We start from the raw sequence: 14,826 nt of genomic DNA on the forward strand, positions 1-14,826 counted from the left end.
ACCGACCTACCGATGGCTGGGCGACGCCCAACCGGCCGGTGCGACTGCTTTACTTGCCGACCTGGTTACCGATGATGCCGCCGGCCGCCGCGCCGCCCAGCGTCGACAGCGCGTTGCCGCCGATCGCCGCGCCGGCGACGCCGCCGACACCCGCACCGATTGCCGTATCGCGCTGGCGTCGCGACATCGAATCGCAGGCCGACAGGCTGGCCACCGTCGCGACGAGGAGCGCGCATACCCCAAAACGCCGAATCGAGTTCATGATCGTTGTCCTTGTGGTAGTGAACGGAAGGCACACGGCCGGCTGGCGGCCGCGCATGTCCCCAATCTACGCGCCGTCCCGCGACGCTGCTGTAAGGACTTGTTAAGGCTCGCGCGGTTTCGTAATCAATTGTTTCGTATGGGCCGGCAGGCACGCGACATGCGCAAAAAAGCCCGCTCGGAAAGCGGGCTGCGTGCATCGCGATGCGGCTCGCGGCGCGCTTACTGACGGTGGTAGATTTCGGCGCCGGTCTTCACGAACTCGACCGCCTTGACCTCCATCCCTTTCTTCAGCGCCTCGGTTTCCGACACGCCCTGCTGGGCCGCGAATTCGCGCACGTCCTGCGTGATCTTCATCGAGCAGAAATGCGGGCCGCACATCGAGCAGAAGTGCGCCACCTTGGCCGAATCCTTCGGCAGCGTCTCGTCGTGGAATTCGCGCGCCTTGTCCGGGTCGAGACCGATGTTGAACTGGTCTTCCCAGCGGAACTCGAAACGCGCTTTCGACAGCGCATTGTCGCGCACCTGCGCGCCCGGGTGACCCTTGGCGAGGTCGGCTGCGTGCGCGGCGAGCTTGTACGTGATGATGCCTTCCTTCACGTCGTCCTTGTTCGGCAGGCCAAGGTGCTCCTTCGGCGTCACGTAGCACAGCATCGCGGTGCCGAACCAGCCGATCATCGCGGCGCCGATGCCCGACGTGATGTGGTCGTAACCCGGCGCGATGTCGGTGGTCAGCGGCCCGAGCGTGTAGAACGGCGCTTCCTTGCACCAGTCGAGCTGCAGATCCATGTTCTCCTTGATCAACTGCATCGGCACGTGGCCGGGGCCTTCGATCATCACCTGCACGTCGTGCTTCCACGCGATCTGCGTGAGCTCGCCGAGCGTCTTCAGCTCGCCGAGCTGCGCTTCGTCGTTCGCGTCGTAGATCGAGCCGGGGCGCAGGCCGTCGCCGAGCGAGAAGCTCACGTCGTACGCCTTCATGATCTCGCAGATCTCTTCGAAGTGTTCGTACAGGAAGCTTTCCTTGTGATGCGCGAGGCACCACTTCGCCATGATCGAGCCGCCGCGCGACACGATGCCCGTCATCCGGTTCGCGGTGAGCGGCACGTACTGCAGGCGCACGCCCGCGTGGATCGTGAAGTAGTCGACGCCTTGCTCGGCCTGTTCGATCAGCGTGTCGCGGAAGATTTCCCACGTCAGGTCCTCGGCCTTGCCGTTGACCTTCTCGAGCGCCTGATAGATCGGCACCGTGCCGATCGGCACCGGGCTGTTGCGGATGATCCACTCGCGCGTTTCATGAATGTGCTTGCCGGTCGACAGATCCATCACCGTGTCGCCGCCCCAGCGGATCGCCCACGTCATCTTGTCGACTTCCTCGCCGATCGACGACGTGACGGCCGAGTTGCCGATGTTCGCGTTGATCTTCACGAGGAAGTTGCGGCCGATGATCATCGGCTCGGATTCCGGGTGGTTGATGTTCGCGGGAATGATCGCGCGGCCGCGTGCGACTTCGTCGCGCACGAACTCGGGCGTGATCTCGGCGAGCGCGTTCGCGCCGAAGGCCGCGGCGCCGAACGCCTGGCCGGGGTGCTGGCGGCCCATCATCGCGGCGAGCTTCGCGCCGTTCGGGCCGCTCGACTTCAGGCTCTCGATGTACTCGGCGCGGCGCTGGTTCTCGCGGATCGCGATGTATTCCATTTCCGGCGTGACGATGCCCTGGCGCGCGTAGTGCATCTGCGTGACGTTCTTGCCGGCCTGCGCGCGGCGCGGGTTGCGGTGCAGGCCCGGAAAGCGCAGGTCGGCGGTGGCCGGGTCGGCCGCGCGCTCGAGGCCGTACCGGCTCGACAGGCCGGGGAGCACCTCGGTGTCGCCGCGCGCTTCGATCCAGCGCTGGCGCAGCGCGGGCAGGCCCGCGCGGATGTCGATCTTCGCGTCCGGATCGGTGTAGGGGCCCGACGTGTCGTACACGTAGATCGGCGGATTCTTTTCGCCGCCGAAGCCGGTCGGGGTGTCGGCCTGCGTGATTTCACGCATCGGCACGCGGATGTCGGGCTGCGAGCCGGTTACATACACCTTTCGCGAATTGGGCAGCGGCGCGACGGCAGCGGCGTCGACGTGGGCGTCGGCGGACAGAAACTTCGGATTGGCGTTCATGCAATCTCCTGTGTGAGCGCCGGACAGGCGCTTCGGCGCTTGCCCGGAGCCCTTGACGAATGTGGGGCTCGAGCTAAGCAGGAGACGAGGCTTGGTGAGGCGGCGGATTTCGTCAGAAGGATGGCGGCGAAACCCGTACGCTTCCCTGCGCTGGCATTATCCAGATCAGGTTCAAAGGGTATTTCTCACCCGCAATGCCGGTCGTTCGACCGAACGCATTGCAGGACCCCCGCGTTAGCAAGGGCACACGATACACCGGCTTGCCGGCGGTTTCAACCGGGTGCGAAGCCGATGGCGCCGGGCGGCCGGCGGATCGCGACCGCCGGTGCGCGCACGGTGCGCCGCAGCAAGCGCTGCCGTCGATCCGCCATGTCGTCCGGGACGGAAGGGGCGGGCAGTGCAGCATTTCCATCCCGTGTTTCCGGCTTCAAAAAATTTTTCGACATCGCTGTCATTTCCGGCGGCGTCCTCCGTCTATTCGGCTCCCAAACCCATGTATCGGAGAGATGTCATGAAAAACGTATTCCTCGCCGCCTGTGTCGCCGCGCTTGCCACGATCGCAACGGGCGCCCACGCGCAGAACGACGCAATGTCGAAGGACGGCATGTCGATGTCGAAGGACGCGATGGCGAAGGACGGCGCGATGAAGAAGGACGGCATGAAGAAGCATGCGATGAAGAAGGACGCGATGGGCCACGACGCGATGAAGAAGGACGACGCGATGAAGAAAGACGCGATGAGCCCGTCGAACTGACGAATGCGTGCGCGGGGCGCGACCGGCCGGTTGCCGGTGCGCACCGCGTCCCGCCGCTTCATCCCCGGAGTCATCATCATGCAAACGGTTCCTGTCACGGATCGCGCGGGCGTGCCGCCGCCCACGCCGACGATCCATCCGCGCTGGGTGCGCGCGAGCCACTGGCTCAACGCGCTCGCGGCGATCCTCATGGTGTTGTCCGGCTGGCGCATCTACGACGCGTCGCCGATCTATCCGTCGTTCACGTTCGCGCACGGCATCACGCTCGGCGGCTGGCTCGGTGGCGCGCTGCAATGGCATTTCGCGGCGATGTGGCTGCTGGTCGGCAACGGGCTGTTCTACCTCGCGATGTCGATCGCGACGGGGCGCTTCGCGCGCAAGTTGCTGCCGGTGACGCCTGCGTCGGTGTGGCGCGACGTGCGCGCCGCGCTCGGCGGCCGGCTGTCGCACGACGACCTGAGCGTCTACAACGCGGTGCAGCGTGCCGCGTACCTGACCGCGATCGTCGATCTCGTCGTGTTGGTGCTGTCGGGCCTGACGATCTGGAAATCCGTGCAATTTCCGCTGTTGCGCGAGCTGTTCGGCGGTTACGACGACGCGCGCATCGTGCACTTCTGGGCGATGTCGCTGCTGGTCGCATTCGTCGTCGTTCACGTCGCGATGGCGTTGCTGGTGCCGCGCTCGCTGCTCGCGATGCTGCGCGGCCACTGACCCGCGCGTGGCGGGCGAAGGAAATCATCATGTCGGAATCCGAAAAAAACCGCGGCGAGTCGCGCTGGACGCTCGACCGGCAGTCGCTCGAACTCGACGTGCGCCGCACGCTCGAGATGCCGTCGCGACGGCTCTTCAACCGGCGCGTGCTGACGCTCGGCGGCCTTGCGATGCTGACCGGCTGCACGTTGCAGGACGACGCGTCGGTCAACACGTTCCTCGAGAAAGTGTCGCGCATGAACGATCGCGTGCAGGCGTGGCTGTTCAGCTCCGACCGGCTCGCGCCGACCTACACCGAAGCCGACATCACGCGGCCGTTCCCGTTCAATGCGTACTACGGGATCGACGACGTGCCGCACGTCGACGAATCGACGTATCGGCTCGTGCTGTCCGGCCGCGTGACGGGCAAGCGCGTGTGGACGCTCGACGAGCTTCGGGCGCTGCCGCACGCAGAACAGATCACGCGGCATATCTGCGTGGAAGGGTGGAGTGCGATCGGCCGCTGGGGCGGCACGCCGTTCGGCGCGTTTCTCGCACGCGCGGGTGCCGATACCGGTGCGAAATACGTCGGCTTCAAATGTGCGGACGATTACTACGAAAGCATCGACATGCCGACCGCGCTGCATCCGCAGACGCTGCTCGCGTTCGACTACGACGGCCGCCGGCTGCCGCCGGAATACGGTTTCCCGATGAAGCTGCGGATGCCGACCAAGCTCGGCTACAAGAACCCGAAGCACATCATGGAAATCTTCGTGACCGATACGTTTCCGGGCGGCTACTGGGTCGATCAGGGGTACAACTGGTTCGGCGGCTCGTGACCGGCGCATGCGCGCCGAGATGCATCGCGCATCGGCGTCATGCGGATTCCCGCACCTGAAGCTCGACGTGCAGGCCGGCCGCCGCCGCCATGTTGACGAGCGCGTCGAGTGCGAACAGGTTGATCTTGCCGCGCATCAGGTCGGACACGCGGGGCTGCGTGACGCCCAGCAGTTTCGCGGCCTGTGCCTGGCTGAGTTCGAGCTGCGCGAGGCGTTGCTTGAGCGCGATCATCAGTTCGGACCGCAGCTTCATGTTCTCGGCCTCGGCGGGCTGCTCTTCGATCGCGTCCCAGATGCTCTTGTAGCGTTCGTTGGTCATCGTTTCCACTCCGTCAACAGGGCGCGATAGCGCCGGGCGGCCAGTTCGATATCGGCCTTGCTCGTGCGCGCCGATTGCTTCCGGAAGCAATGCAGCACATAGACCGCGTCGGCAAACGTCGCGACATAGACGATCCGGAATGCGCCGCTCGCGTCGCGCAGGCGAATCTCCCGAACGCCGACGCCGATGGTGCGCATCGGTTTCCAGTCGTCGGGCGCCAGGCCGCGCTGCACCTGGTCGATCTGATGACCGGCTTCGCGTCGTACGGCAGGCGGGAAATCGCGAAGCGCGTCGAGGGCGCTACCGATGAAAACGACCGGCTTCGGCGGGAGAATGGGAAGATTATACAAAATTTTGTATGGCGTGAAGATGCAGTTCGAACGGAGCGCGCGGCGCGCAGCACGCGTCGCCCCGTCACGATAAGGGCGAAACGGCGACGGCCATGTACAACTGGCCGTTCGGCCGACGGCTCGCGTGCGATGGGCCGAACGCGGCACGGGCGGCAATGTCGAGCCCCATTTTTCAGCCGCCGCTTTCATCCGGCGTCGCGCGAAAAATGTCGCGCCGAAACATCAGTCGATATGCTTTCAGACAGGTCCGACGATGCTTTCGAATCCTTGATGCCATAATGCCGAGCGTGTGCAGCCGATACGGTTGCGCACGTTTTTTTTGCCTTTTGCCGCCGCTCGCCGGTTCTCTTTCGTCGCCGTTCGCACTGCCATGTCGTTCCGCACGTTCGCTCTGCCTTCCCGGTCCCGCGTGGGCCGTTTGCCGGCATCGCCGGCGTCTTTCAGCGGAGCGCGCGGCGTGACGTGCGGGCGGGCCGCACGATGACGCCGCTCGACCGCCTCCTCGATTTCCTCGCCCGCTTTTCCTTCCGGATCCGCCTGCCGCAAAGCCGCGGCGGCCGCGTGGCGCTCGCGCTCGTCTTCATCTATTTCGTCTGGGGCTCGACCTACAGCGGGCTGCATTTCGCGCTGCAGTCGTTCCCGCCGCTGTTGCTGTCGGGGCTGCGCAACCTGCTCGGCGGGGTTGGCCTCTTCATCTTCGCGCTGCGGCGCAAGCCCGAATGGCCGACGCTGCTGGAAATCCGCAACGCGGCGATCGTCGGCACGATGCTCGTCGCGTTGTCGTCCGGCACGATCGCGCTCGGCATGCGCACGGTCAGCAGCGGTTCGGCCGCGGTGATGGTGGCCACGGTGCCGTTGTTCGCGACCGTGATCGCGGCGGTCGCCGGGCGGCCGGTGACGAAGGGCGAATGGGCGGCCGTCGCGCTGGGGATGGTCGGCATCGTCGTGCTGAATTCGGGCGGCGCGGCCGCCGCGAACTCGGCGCTCGGCACGATCTGCGTGCTGGCCGGCGCACTGTTCTGGGCAGGCGGTGCACATCTCGCGACGCGGCTCAAGCTGCCGTCCGACCTGTTTCTGTCGACGTCGCTGCAGATCGGCCTCGGTGGGCTGATGTCGACGATCGTCGCGTGGCTGCTCGGCGAACGCGTCGAACAGCTGGCCGTCGGGTCCGTGTTTGCGTTCGTGTACCTGATGGTGTTCTGCACGATGGCCGCGTACGTCGCGTACGGCTATCTGATCCGCCACACGAGCCCGATCATCGCGAGCAGTTGCATGTACGTGAATCCGATCGTCGCGGTCGCGCTCGGTGCGTTGCTGCTGGGCGAACCGGTGACGATGGCGACCGTGGTCGCGACCGTCGCGATCCTCGGCAGCGTCGGGTTGTCGTTCGTGTTCGATCCGGCGCGCCGGCCCGCGGCGGCGGCCACGGCCACAGGCTCGCCGGCCGTCGCGGCCGAGCAGGCGGGTGCGGCGGACGCTTCCGCCGTCGCCGAGCAGATCGCCACGCCGGATGCGGCGCCGATCCTCGCGCCTTCCGCTGTCCCGCTCGCGGTGCCGGCACCCGCGGCGGTGATGGATCCCGGCGCGGTGATCGACCCGGCTCCGGCGTTCGCGCCGCCGCCCGCGGCCGAGCCGGCCGCCTCGCGCACCGACGCGTGACGCCGCGGTGGCCGGCCGCGCTCAGCCGCGCCGGCCGCCGCGATGGTGGAACCAGCCGGCGAGCGCGGTAAACAGCAGGCCGGCAGCGCACATGCCGGTCCAGCCGAACGCGCGCCATGCGGCGACGCCGGCCGACGAGCCGAGCGCGCCGCCGATGAAATAGCACACCATGTACACCGTGTTGACGCGGCTGCGCGCGTCGGGCTTCAGCGCATAGATGCGCGACTGGTTCGAGATCTGCGCGGCCTGTACGCCCACGTCGAGCACGACCACGCCGATCACGAGCCCGACGAGGCTCGACCCCGACAGCGCGAAGATCACGAACGACAGCGCGAGCAGCGCGATCGCGAGCGAGATGATCGCCCGCGGGCCGCGCGTGTCCGCGAAGCGGCCCGCATACGGCGCGGCGAGTGCGCCCGCGGCGCCGACGATCCCGAACAGGCCGGCCGCCTGCGGGCCGAGATGGAACGGCGCGCCGGCGAGCAGCAGCGTGAGCACCGGCCAGAACGCGCTGAACGCCGCGAACAGCGCGGCGCCTGTGAGCGACGCCTCGCGCAGCCCGCGCAGTTCGACGGCCAGGTGCCACATCGAGCCGAGCAGCTTGCCGTACGACAGCGTCGACGTCGGCGAGCTGCGCGGCAGCCGCAGCACGATCACGACGGCGAGCGCGACGAGCGCCGCGACCGATGCGGCGAACACCGCGCGCCAGCCGAAATACTCGGCGACGAAACCGGCGGCGGTCCGCGCGAGCAGGATGCCGAGCAGCAGGCCGCTCATCACGGTGCCGACCGCGTGGCCGCGCTCGGCCGGCGGCGCGATCTCGGCGGCGAACGGCACGGCCTGCTGCGCGATGGTCGCGAGGATGCCGATCGCGAGGCTCGCGGCCGCGAGCACGGCCAGCGACGGCGCGGTGGCCGCCACGATCAGTGCGATCGACAGCCCCGCGATCTGCAGCAGGATCAGCCCGCGGCGATCGAAGCGGTCGCCGAGCGGCGCGAGCAGGAACATGCCGGCCGCATAGCCGAGCTGCGTCGCGGTCGGTACCGCGCCGATCCACGATGCGCCGTCCGGAAAGGCCGAGCGGAAGCTGTCGAGCAGCGGCTGGTTGTAGTAGATGTTCGCGACCGACACGCCCGCGATCGTCGCGAGCAGCAACAGCAGGCTGCGCGAGTAGTGGGGCGAGGCGGCGTCGGTCGGGCGGTCGGTGGAGGCGGTGGACATGGCGGCAGGCACGGAGTGGGGCGGCGCGGCAGGCGGCGCACGCGTCGGGTGCGCAGGCGGGCCGGGCGCCGGTCGAGGTTGCCGATCATACCGGAGCGACGTGAATCCTGCCGGCGGCGAACCGGCGAACCGGCGAACCGGCGAACCGGCGAACCGGCCCAACGGCCCAACGGCCCAACGGCCCAACGGCCCAACGGACCGGCCGCCGCCTGTCACGGCACGCGCTTCACGTCGTTCAGTCGACCAGCTCGCCGGTCGGCTCATAGAACGGATACGGTCCCGCCCCTTCGTCCACGTAGACGTGATGCGACGTCATCCCCGTCTCGGGTGCATGGCGATGGACCGCGAACGCCGGCGGTTCGAGCCGGAATGCGGACGGCGCATCGGCTCGCAGGTCGAAGGCGACCTGGTGCGCGGGCGACGGCACCGCGCACGCGAGCGTGCCGCCGAAGCGCGTGAACATCGTGCGGTGCACGTGGCCGCACAGCACGCGCTCGACGTTCGGATGACCGCGCAGCAGCGCATCGAGTTTCGCGGCGGCGGCGGGCGCGAGACGCAGCTTGTCCATGTGGCCGATGCCCGACGCGAACGGCGGGTGATGCAGCGCGACGATCGCGGGCCGGTCGCGCGCGGCGTCGAGCTGCGCGGCGAGCCACGCGAGCCGCGCGTCGCACAGGTCGCCGTGGCTCGCGCCCGGCACTTGCGAATCGAGCGCGAGCACGCGCACCGTACCGACGTCGAGCGCGTACTGCACGAATTCGCCGTTCTGCAGCTCGGCGCGATCGGCGAACGCGCGGCGCAATCCGGCGCGGTCGTCGTGATTGCCGATCATCAGGTAGTACGGAATCTCGAGCGCCGCGAGCAGCCCGCGCAGGTTGCCGTACTCTTCATCGTGGCCGAAGTCGGTCAGGTCGCCGGTGACGAGCACGGCGTCGGGGCGTGGCACAAGCGCGTTCAGCTTCGCGATGCAGCGGGCGAGCGCGGCCGCCGTATCGACGCGCCGGTACGCGAGCTGGCCCGGGCGCTTGATGTGGAGATCGCTGATTTGAGCAAGCAGCATCGTCGTTCCTCGGAATCGTCTGGTTGTTGTCCCGGCGGCGCGCGCCGCCGTGGGGTGTTGCGTGAATGTTGCCCGATCGAAGGCTTACGCGCCGAGCGCGATCAGGCCTTCCGGCGCGATCGTGAGGCCGACCGCCGTACCGCGTGCGAGCGCGATGCGGCCCGGCACGTCGATCACGAGCGCGTCGGGCGCCGCGTGCTCGATCGTGAGCCGCGTGCGCTCGCCGAGGAACGCGCACGCGCCGACGGCGCCGCGCAGCGGCGCATGGGCGGGATCGGCGAGCTGCGCATCCTCGGGGCGGAAGAACCATTCGTCGGCCGCATGCGGCGTGACGATCGCGCCGCCCGTCGTTGCGAGCGCGCCGTCGCGCCACTGGCCCGCGAGCCGGTTCAGCGTGCCGATGAACTGCGCGACCGTCCGGTTCGCGGGGTGGTAGTAGATCTCGCGCGGCGTACCGATCTGCTCGATGCGGCCCGCGCCCATCACGACGATCCGGTCGCCGAGCTCCATCGCTTCGGCCTGATCGTGCGTCACGTAGACGGTCGTTACGCCGAGCGCGCGCAGCAGCGTGTTCATGTCGCGGCGCAGCACGTCGCGCAGCTTCGCGTCGAGCGCGGTCAGCGGTTCGTCGAGCAGCAGCACGCGCGGGCGCACCGCGAGCGCGCGCGCCAGCGCGACGCGCTGACGCTGGCCGCCCGACAGTTGATCGACCGGTTTGTCCGCATGCGCATCGAGCCGCATCATCGCGAGCAGCTCGTCGACGCGTTCGCGCAACGCGCGCGGTTCGGTCTTGCGGATCTTCAGCCCGTAGCCGACGTTGCCGCGCACCGTCAGGTTCGGAAACAGCGCGTAGTTCTGGAACACCATGCCGACCTGCCGGCGCTCGATCGGCAGCAGGGTGACGTCGTCGTCGCCGAATGCGATCTTGCCGCCGGCGTCCGGCGTGTCGAGGCCCGCGATCAGGCGCAGCGTGGTCGTCTTGCCGCAGCCCGATGGCCCGAGCAGCACGAGCGTTTCGCCGGCGCCGATCGACAGGTCGAGCGGTTCGAGCACGCGGGTGCCGCGGAACGTCTTCGCGCAGCCGGTCAAGGTGATGGGAATGGAATCGAGTTTCATGTCTGCAAGAAATCAGCGCGGGCGCTTCTTCGGCGCGCGCGTACCGGACGGATCGACGCCGAGCCACTGCATCGCGACGAGCAGCGGCAGCGTCATCAGCAGGAACAGGATCGTGTACGCGCTGCCGACTTCGAGGCGCAGCGACGCATACGTATCGGCGAGCCCGACCGGCAGCGTCTTGGTGTCGGGCGTGTGCAGCATCCACGTGAGATTGAATTCGCCGATCGACAGCGTGAGCACCGCGAGCGCGCCGGCGACGATCCCGGGCCGCAGGTTCGGCAGCACGATCGTGACGAAACGCGTGACGAACGACGCACCGAGGCTCGCCGCGCCTTCTTCGAGCGTGCGCAGGTCGGCGCCGGCCGCGACGGCCGCCACCGCGCGCACCATGAACGGCAGCGTGAACACGACGTGGCCCACGACGATGAACCACAGGCTCATCCGGAATGCGGTGAAGCCGCCGTACACGACCAGCAGCGCGAGCGCCGAAGCCAGCCCCGGCAGCGCGACCGGCAGCACGAGCGCTTCCTCGATCGCACGCGCGATGCGGCTCTTGCTGCGCGCGAGCGCATAGCCGGCCGGCACGCCGACGACGAGCACGATCGCGAGCGTCGCGAACGCGACGTAGAGCGACAGCGCGACCGAGCCGTGATACTGCTGCCACACTTGTTCGAGCCAGCGCAGCGTGAGGCCGCTCGACAGGCCGCGGAAATAGTTGACGGTCAGCCCCGCGAGCACCGACATCACGACGGGCACGATCAGGAACGCGCACAGCAGCAGCGTGACGCCCCATTGCAGTGCGGCGATCGCACGCGCGCCGGCGCCGCGCGGCGCATGCCGCGCGGCACGCGTCGTTTGCAACGGAGCCGGGACGGGGGCCGGCGACGGCGCGGAAGAGCCGGAAAGCGATTGCATGCGGGAGTCCTCAGGCCGCGGCAGCGGCGGTGTGGCCGGTGAAGCGGCGCGCGAGCGCGAGCACGGCCCAGGTGACGATGCCGAGCACGATCGACAGGCCGGCCGCCGTCGCGATGTTCGCGTTCAGCGTGAATTCGGTATAGATCGTCATCGGCAGCACGTTCAGATCGGTGGCGAGCGTGAACGCTGTGCCGAACGCGCCCATCGCGGTCGCGAAGCAGATTGCGCCGGCCGCGATCAGCCCCGGCGCGAGCGCGGGCAGCACGATGTCGACGAAGATGCGCCACGGCGACGCGCCGAGCGAACGCGCGGCTTCCTCGAGCGACGCGTCGAGCTTCGACGCGGCCGCGATCACGGTGACGATCACGCGCGGAATCGAGAAGTACAGGTAGCCGACGAACAGGCCCGCCACCGAATAGGCGAACACCCATTTGTCGCCGACGAGCTTCGCCGACAGCATGCCGATCAACCCCTGGCGCCCCGCGAGCATGATCACCATGAAACCGACGACGACGCCCGGGAACGCGAGCGGAAACGTGAGCAACGCGAGCAGCACGCGCTTGCCGGCGAATTCGCGGCGCGCGAGCAGCAGGCCGGAAACGGTCGACAGCGCGAGCGTCGCGAGCGTGACGCCCGCGGACAGCGCAACCGTCTCGCCGAGGCTCTTCATGTAACGCGCGTTGCCGAGCAGCGCCGCGTAGTGCGAGAAGAAGGCGCCGTCGGCGGACACCTGCACGAGCGCAGCCATCGGCAGCAGCCAGAACGCGGCGAATACCGCCAGCGCCGGCGCGACGAGCGCGACGCGCCAGCGCAGCGGGAAAGTCAGGTCGAGCATGACGTGGGACCGGCCGCTTACTGCATCACCTGCAGGTACTGCTGGCCGAACGCCTGCTGGCCGGCCGCCATCTTGCCGAAGTCGACCGACTTCGCCCGCGCGTATTCGCTCGCCGGCAGGAACTTCGCGGCGACGTCGGCGCCGAGCGCCTGCGCGCGCACCGGGCGCAGGTACGCGTTGGCCCACAGCTTCTGGCCTTCGTCGGACAGCACGAAGTCGAGCACCTTCTTGCCGTTCGCGTCGTGCGGCGCACCCTTCACGAGGCTCATCACGTACGGCACCGCGATCGTGCCTTCCTTCGGGATCACGAACTCGACGTTCGCGTTGTCCTTGTATTTCGCGCGATACGCATCGAAGTCGTAGTCGAGCAGGATCGGAATCTCGCCGGACAGCACGCGTGCATACGCGGTCTGCTTCGGCACGATCGGCGCGTTCGCCTTCAGCTTGCGGAACCAGTCGAGGCCCGGCTTGAAGTCGTCGAGGCTGCCGCCGAGCGCCTGGTTGACGGCGACCGCGCCCGCATAGCCGACGAACGCGCTCGACGGATCGAGATAGCCGACCATGCCCTTGTATTCGGGCTTCAGCAGATCGGCCCACGAACGCGGCACCGGCTTGCCGTCGAGCGCGTCCTTGTTCACGAAGAAGCCGAGCGTGCCCGAGTGGATCGCGAACCAGTAGCCTTGCGGGTCCTTCAGGTTCGCGGGAATGTCGTTCCAGTGTGCGGGCTTGTACGGCGCGATCACGCCCTTGTCCTTCGCCTGGAACGCCGACGACACGCCAAGATAGACGACGTCGGCCACCGGGCTCTTCTGCTCGGCGATCAACTGCGCGATCGACTGGCCCGAATTCTTGTTGTCGAACGGCACGCGGATGCCGGTCTTCTGCTTGATCGCGGCGATCTGCGCGGCCCAGTCGGCCCATTCGGGCGGGCAGTTGTAACAGATTGCCGTTTCGTCGGCGTGGGCCGCAGGGGCGCAGGCGACGAGCGCGGCAAGGGCGAGCGGCGCGGCAAGCGCGCGCAGCAGCGAGGTCAGGCGAAAGGACACGGTGAGTCTCCGGGCGAGTGGGTGTAGCGCTGGGGGGGATATCGGTATGCGTGGCGGCGGCCTGCGATCACGCCTCGCGCAAGTGCAGCTCGGCAGCCGGCGGCGCAACCGTCGCGCCGTCGCGCACCGCATGCGGCAAGATCATCGACGTGCGCTCGATCGCCGCGCCGCCGATGCATTCGACGAGACGCTGCCACGCTTGGCGGCCGATGTCGCGGTTCGGCGTCGCGACGCTCGCGAGCGGCGGCGCGAGCAGCTCGCCGATCGCGATCCCGTCGAAGCCGAGCACCGACAGGTCGTCGGGGATCGAGAAACCCGCGCGGCGCAGGCCGCGCATCACGACCATCGCGAGCAGGTCGTTGCTGCAGAAGAGGGCGGTCGGCCGCGTGGCGTGCGCGGTGAGATGCGCGAGCACCGCATCGGGCAGCTCGGGCGCGGTGAAGTCGACTTCGACGGGCGGCAGCGGTGCGACGCCGGCTTCGTCGAGCGCTTGCGCATAACCGAGATGACGCTGGCGTGCGCGATCCGACGCCGCGAGCGAACCGGCCAGCATCAGCACGCGGCGGTGGCCGCGCGCGGTCAGCATCTTCACGCCGTCATAGGCCGCGCGGCGGTTGTCGACCGACACCGACGGGCGGCGCTGCGTGTCGTTGTGCATCAGCACGTAGTGCGGACCGTCGCGGTCGAGCATGTCGAGCAGCGGATGCGTGTCCGCGTCCGCGACGGTGAGGATCAGCCCTTCGACGCGCTGCTCGCGCAGCGTCTCGATCGCATGACGTTCGCGCGCCGCGTCGTATTCGGTCGTCATCAGGATCAGCTTGAAACCGGCCGCGGTCGCGAGCGCGTCGATGCCTTGCAGGCAGTCGGCGAACACCGGGTTCGACAGCGTCGGCACGACGACGCCGACGAGCCGCGTGCGCTCGCCGCGCAGTTGCCGGCCGAGCGGGCTCGGGCGGAACTGCAGCGTGTCGATGGCGGTGCGGATCGTCTGCAGCGTGGCGGGGCTGACGGTATGCGGCGCGTTGATCGCACGCGAAACGGTGGCGATCGAGAAGCCCGCGAGGGCGGCGACGTCCTTGATGGTCGAGGTCATGAAGTCATGCGATGTAAACGTTTTCGGCCGGGGAATTATCGAAAACGTTTGTGACTTCGCGATGACGCATGCGACGTTGTTTCGCGACAAGCACGATACAAACGTCAGACGGTTGAGGCCGTCGGACACGCGCGGTCGATTGTATCGGCACGAAGGTGCGGCGCGGGACGAAATCGTCGGCCGTGTGGTATCGGTGTCGTATCGGTGTCGAATGCGCGGGAGGAAACGGTGCGACGATGGCCGGTGTCGCGATGCGGCGCGGCGGAATGAGGGAACGCATGCGCCAAGCAATGGTAGAATCGCGTCCGCCCTCTTGCCGGGGTGATGAAATTGGTAAACATAGCGGACTTAAACGATTGAGTGCCCGGCCGGAAACGGTCGGTGCAGAACCCTTCAAATTCGGCGAAACCCCTGATGTACGCATCGAGGCAACGCCGAGCCAAGCCTCGCGGCACTCGCGAGGAAGGTGTAGAGACTAGACGGGGGGCACCTAAGGCACACGGGCAGCGGTCAC

16 protein-coding genes and 1 riboswitch are annotated in these 14,826 nt (G+C 68.0%); of the genes, 4 read left to right on the forward strand and 12 right to left on the reverse strand.

The genetic code is table 11. From position 1 onward, the window contains the following. Positions 1 to 49: 49 nt before the first annotated feature. The 3 genes from WT97_RS21530 to WT97_RS34245 form a co-directional block, all read right to left on the reverse strand. The gene (locus tag WT97_RS21530; protein WP_011545020.1) at positions 50 to 262 is read right to left on the reverse strand and encodes a glycine zipper 2TM domain-containing protein; all 213 of its coding nucleotides are present in this window, start codon (positions 260 to 262) and stop codon (positions 50 to 52) included. 221 nt (positions 263 to 483) lie between these two features. Then, positions 484 to 2,415: a phosphomethylpyrimidine synthase ThiC gene (thiC, locus tag WT97_RS21535; protein WP_060354378.1), complete on the reverse strand. Its 1,932-nt coding sequence runs from the start codon at positions 2,413 to 2,415 to the stop codon at positions 484 to 486. A gap of 124 nt (positions 2,416 to 2,539) precedes the next feature. Continuing rightward, a riboswitch (TPP riboswitch) is annotated at positions 2,540 to 2,656 on the reverse strand. Between the two features lie 31 nt (positions 2,657 to 2,687). Then, positions 2,688 to 2,861 carry a hypothetical protein gene (locus WT97_RS34245; RefSeq protein ID WP_156440305.1) on the reverse strand — a complete coding sequence of 58 codons (174 nt, stop codon included), beginning with the start codon at positions 2,859 to 2,861 and terminating at the stop codon, positions 2,688 to 2,690. Between the two features lie 65 nt (positions 2,862 to 2,926). On the opposite strand from WT97_RS34245, the gene WT97_RS21540 reads away from it, so the two are divergent. The 3 genes from WT97_RS21540 (at position 2,927) to WT97_RS21550 (ending at position 4,698) form a co-directional block, all read left to right on the forward strand. Beyond that, positions 2,927 to 3,169 (forward strand): pentapeptide MXKDX repeat protein, encoded by a 243-nt coding sequence (locus WT97_RS21540; RefSeq protein WP_060354379.1) that lies wholly within the window; start codon positions 2,927 to 2,929, stop codon positions 3,167 to 3,169. Between the two features lie 78 nt (positions 3,170 to 3,247). Next, a complete protein-coding gene (locus WT97_RS21545) occupies positions 3,248 to 3,880 on the forward strand; it encodes a cytochrome b/b6 domain-containing protein (RefSeq protein WP_060354456.1) in 633 nt (210 codons plus the stop codon). Positions 3,881 to 3,909: 29 nt separating this feature from the next. Beyond that, positions 3,910 to 4,698 carry a molybdopterin-dependent oxidoreductase gene (locus WT97_RS21550; RefSeq protein WP_060354380.1) on the forward strand — a complete coding sequence of 263 codons (789 nt, stop codon included), beginning with the start codon at positions 3,910 to 3,912 and terminating at the stop codon, positions 4,696 to 4,698. Between the two features lie 37 nt (positions 4,699 to 4,735). Here the strand turns inward: WT97_RS21550 and WT97_RS21555 are convergent, their stop codons facing one another. After that, on the reverse strand, positions 4,736 to 5,017 hold the full coding sequence (locus WT97_RS21555) for a helix-turn-helix domain-containing protein (protein WP_034206864.1): 282 nt from the start codon (positions 5,015 to 5,017) through the stop codon (positions 4,736 to 4,738). Beyond that, complete coding sequence (locus WT97_RS21560; RefSeq protein ID WP_059501875.1) at positions 5,014 to 5,367, reverse strand: type II toxin-antitoxin system RelE/ParE family toxin; 354 nt, start codon at positions 5,365 to 5,367, stop codon at positions 5,014 to 5,016. The genes WT97_RS21555 and WT97_RS21560 overlap by 4 nt, the downstream gene beginning before the upstream one ends. 480 nt (positions 5,368 to 5,847) lie before the next feature. On the opposite strand from WT97_RS21560, the gene WT97_RS21565 reads away from it, so the two are divergent. After that, the gene (locus WT97_RS21565) at positions 5,848 to 7,026 is read left to right on the forward strand and encodes an EamA family transporter (protein WP_059502113.1); all 1,179 of its coding nucleotides are present in this window, start codon (positions 5,848 to 5,850) and stop codon (positions 7,024 to 7,026) included. 21 nt (positions 7,027 to 7,047) lie between these two features. Here the strand turns inward: WT97_RS21565 and WT97_RS21570 are convergent, their stop codons facing one another. From WT97_RS21570 to WT97_RS21600, 7 genes are all read right to left on the reverse strand, one after another. Further along, a complete protein-coding gene (locus WT97_RS21570; protein WP_059501877.1) occupies positions 7,048 to 8,247 on the reverse strand; it encodes an MFS transporter in 1,200 nt (399 codons plus the stop codon). Between the two features lie 235 nt (positions 8,248 to 8,482). Next, a complete protein-coding gene (locus tag WT97_RS21575; protein WP_060354381.1) occupies positions 8,483 to 9,307 on the reverse strand; it encodes a phosphodiesterase in 825 nt (274 codons plus the stop codon). Positions 9,308 to 9,391: 84 nt separating this feature from the next. Further along, positions 9,392 to 10,423: an ABC transporter ATP-binding protein gene (locus WT97_RS21580; RefSeq protein WP_060354382.1), complete on the reverse strand. Its 1,032-nt coding sequence runs from the start codon at positions 10,421 to 10,423 to the stop codon at positions 9,392 to 9,394. 12 nt (positions 10,424 to 10,435) lie between these two features. Next, on the reverse strand, positions 10,436 to 11,338 hold the full coding sequence (locus WT97_RS21585) for an ABC transporter permease (protein WP_060354383.1): 903 nt from the start codon (positions 11,336 to 11,338) through the stop codon (positions 10,436 to 10,438). Between the two features lie 10 nt (positions 11,339 to 11,348). Then, positions 11,349 to 12,173 (reverse strand): ABC transporter permease, encoded by an 825-nt coding sequence (locus WT97_RS21590; protein ID WP_059501884.1) that lies wholly within the window; start codon positions 12,171 to 12,173, stop codon positions 11,349 to 11,351. Between the two features lie 17 nt (positions 12,174 to 12,190). Next, entirely contained in the window at positions 12,191 to 13,219 is a 1,029-nt protein-coding gene (locus WT97_RS21595; RefSeq protein WP_060354384.1) for an ABC transporter substrate-binding protein, read from the reverse strand. 67 nt (positions 13,220 to 13,286) lie between these two features. After that, complete coding sequence (locus WT97_RS21600) at positions 13,287 to 14,312, reverse strand: substrate-binding domain-containing protein (RefSeq protein WP_060354385.1); 1,026 nt, start codon at positions 14,310 to 14,312, stop codon at positions 13,287 to 13,289. Between the last annotated feature and the right edge of the window lie 514 nt (positions 14,313 to 14,826).

The sequence above is a fragment of the Burkholderia sp. MSMB1459WGS genome (assembly GCF_001534535.1).
Classification (GTDB): domain Bacteria; phylum Pseudomonadota; class Gammaproteobacteria; order Burkholderiales; family Burkholderiaceae; genus Burkholderia.

Bases quoted from the DNA above. Each gene is read 5' to 3' on its own strand.
- WT97_RS21530 (WP_011545020.1), bottom strand. From the start codon at position 262: ATGAACTCGATTCGGCGTTTTGGGGTATGCGCGCTCCTCGTCGCGACG.
- thiC (WP_060354378.1), bottom strand. From the start codon at position 2,415: ATGAACGCCAATCCGAAGTTTCTGTCCGCCGACGCCCACGTCGACGCC.
- WT97_RS34245 (WP_156440305.1), bottom strand. From the start codon at position 2,861: ATGTCGAAAAATTTTTTGAAGCCGGAAACACGGGATGGAAATGCTGCA.
- WT97_RS21540 (WP_060354379.1), top strand. From the start codon at position 2,927: ATGAAAAACGTATTCCTCGCCGCCTGTGTCGCCGCGCTTGCCACGATC.
- WT97_RS21545 (WP_060354456.1), top strand. From the start codon at position 3,248: ATGCAAACGGTTCCTGTCACGGATCGCGCGGGCGTGCCGCCGCCCACG.
- WT97_RS21550 (WP_060354380.1), top strand. From the start codon at position 3,910: ATGTCGGAATCCGAAAAAAACCGCGGCGAGTCGCGCTGGACGCTCGAC.
- WT97_RS21555 (WP_034206864.1), bottom strand. From the start codon at position 5,017: ATGACCAACGAACGCTACAAGAGCATCTGGGACGCGATCGAAGAGCAG.
- WT97_RS21565 (WP_059502113.1), top strand. From the start codon at position 5,848: ATGACGCCGCTCGACCGCCTCCTCGATTTCCTCGCCCGCTTTTCCTTC.
- WT97_RS21570 (WP_059501877.1), bottom strand. From the start codon at position 8,247: ATGTCCACCGCCTCCACCGACCGCCCGACCGACGCCGCCTCGCCCCAC.
- WT97_RS21575 (WP_060354381.1), bottom strand. From the start codon at position 9,307: ATGCTGCTTGCTCAAATCAGCGATCTCCACATCAAGCGCCCGGGCCAG.
- WT97_RS21580 (WP_060354382.1), bottom strand. From the start codon at position 10,423: ATGAAACTCGATTCCATTCCCATCACCTTGACCGGCTGCGCGAAGACG.
- WT97_RS21585 (WP_060354383.1), bottom strand. From the start codon at position 11,338: ATGCAATCGCTTTCCGGCTCTTCCGCGCCGTCGCCGGCCCCCGTCCCG.
- WT97_RS21590 (WP_059501884.1), bottom strand. From the start codon at position 12,173: ATGCTCGACCTGACTTTCCCGCTGCGCTGGCGCGTCGCGCTCGTCGCG.
- WT97_RS21600 (WP_060354385.1), bottom strand. From the start codon at position 14,312: ATGACCTCGACCATCAAGGACGTCGCCGCCCTCGCGGGCTTCTCGATC.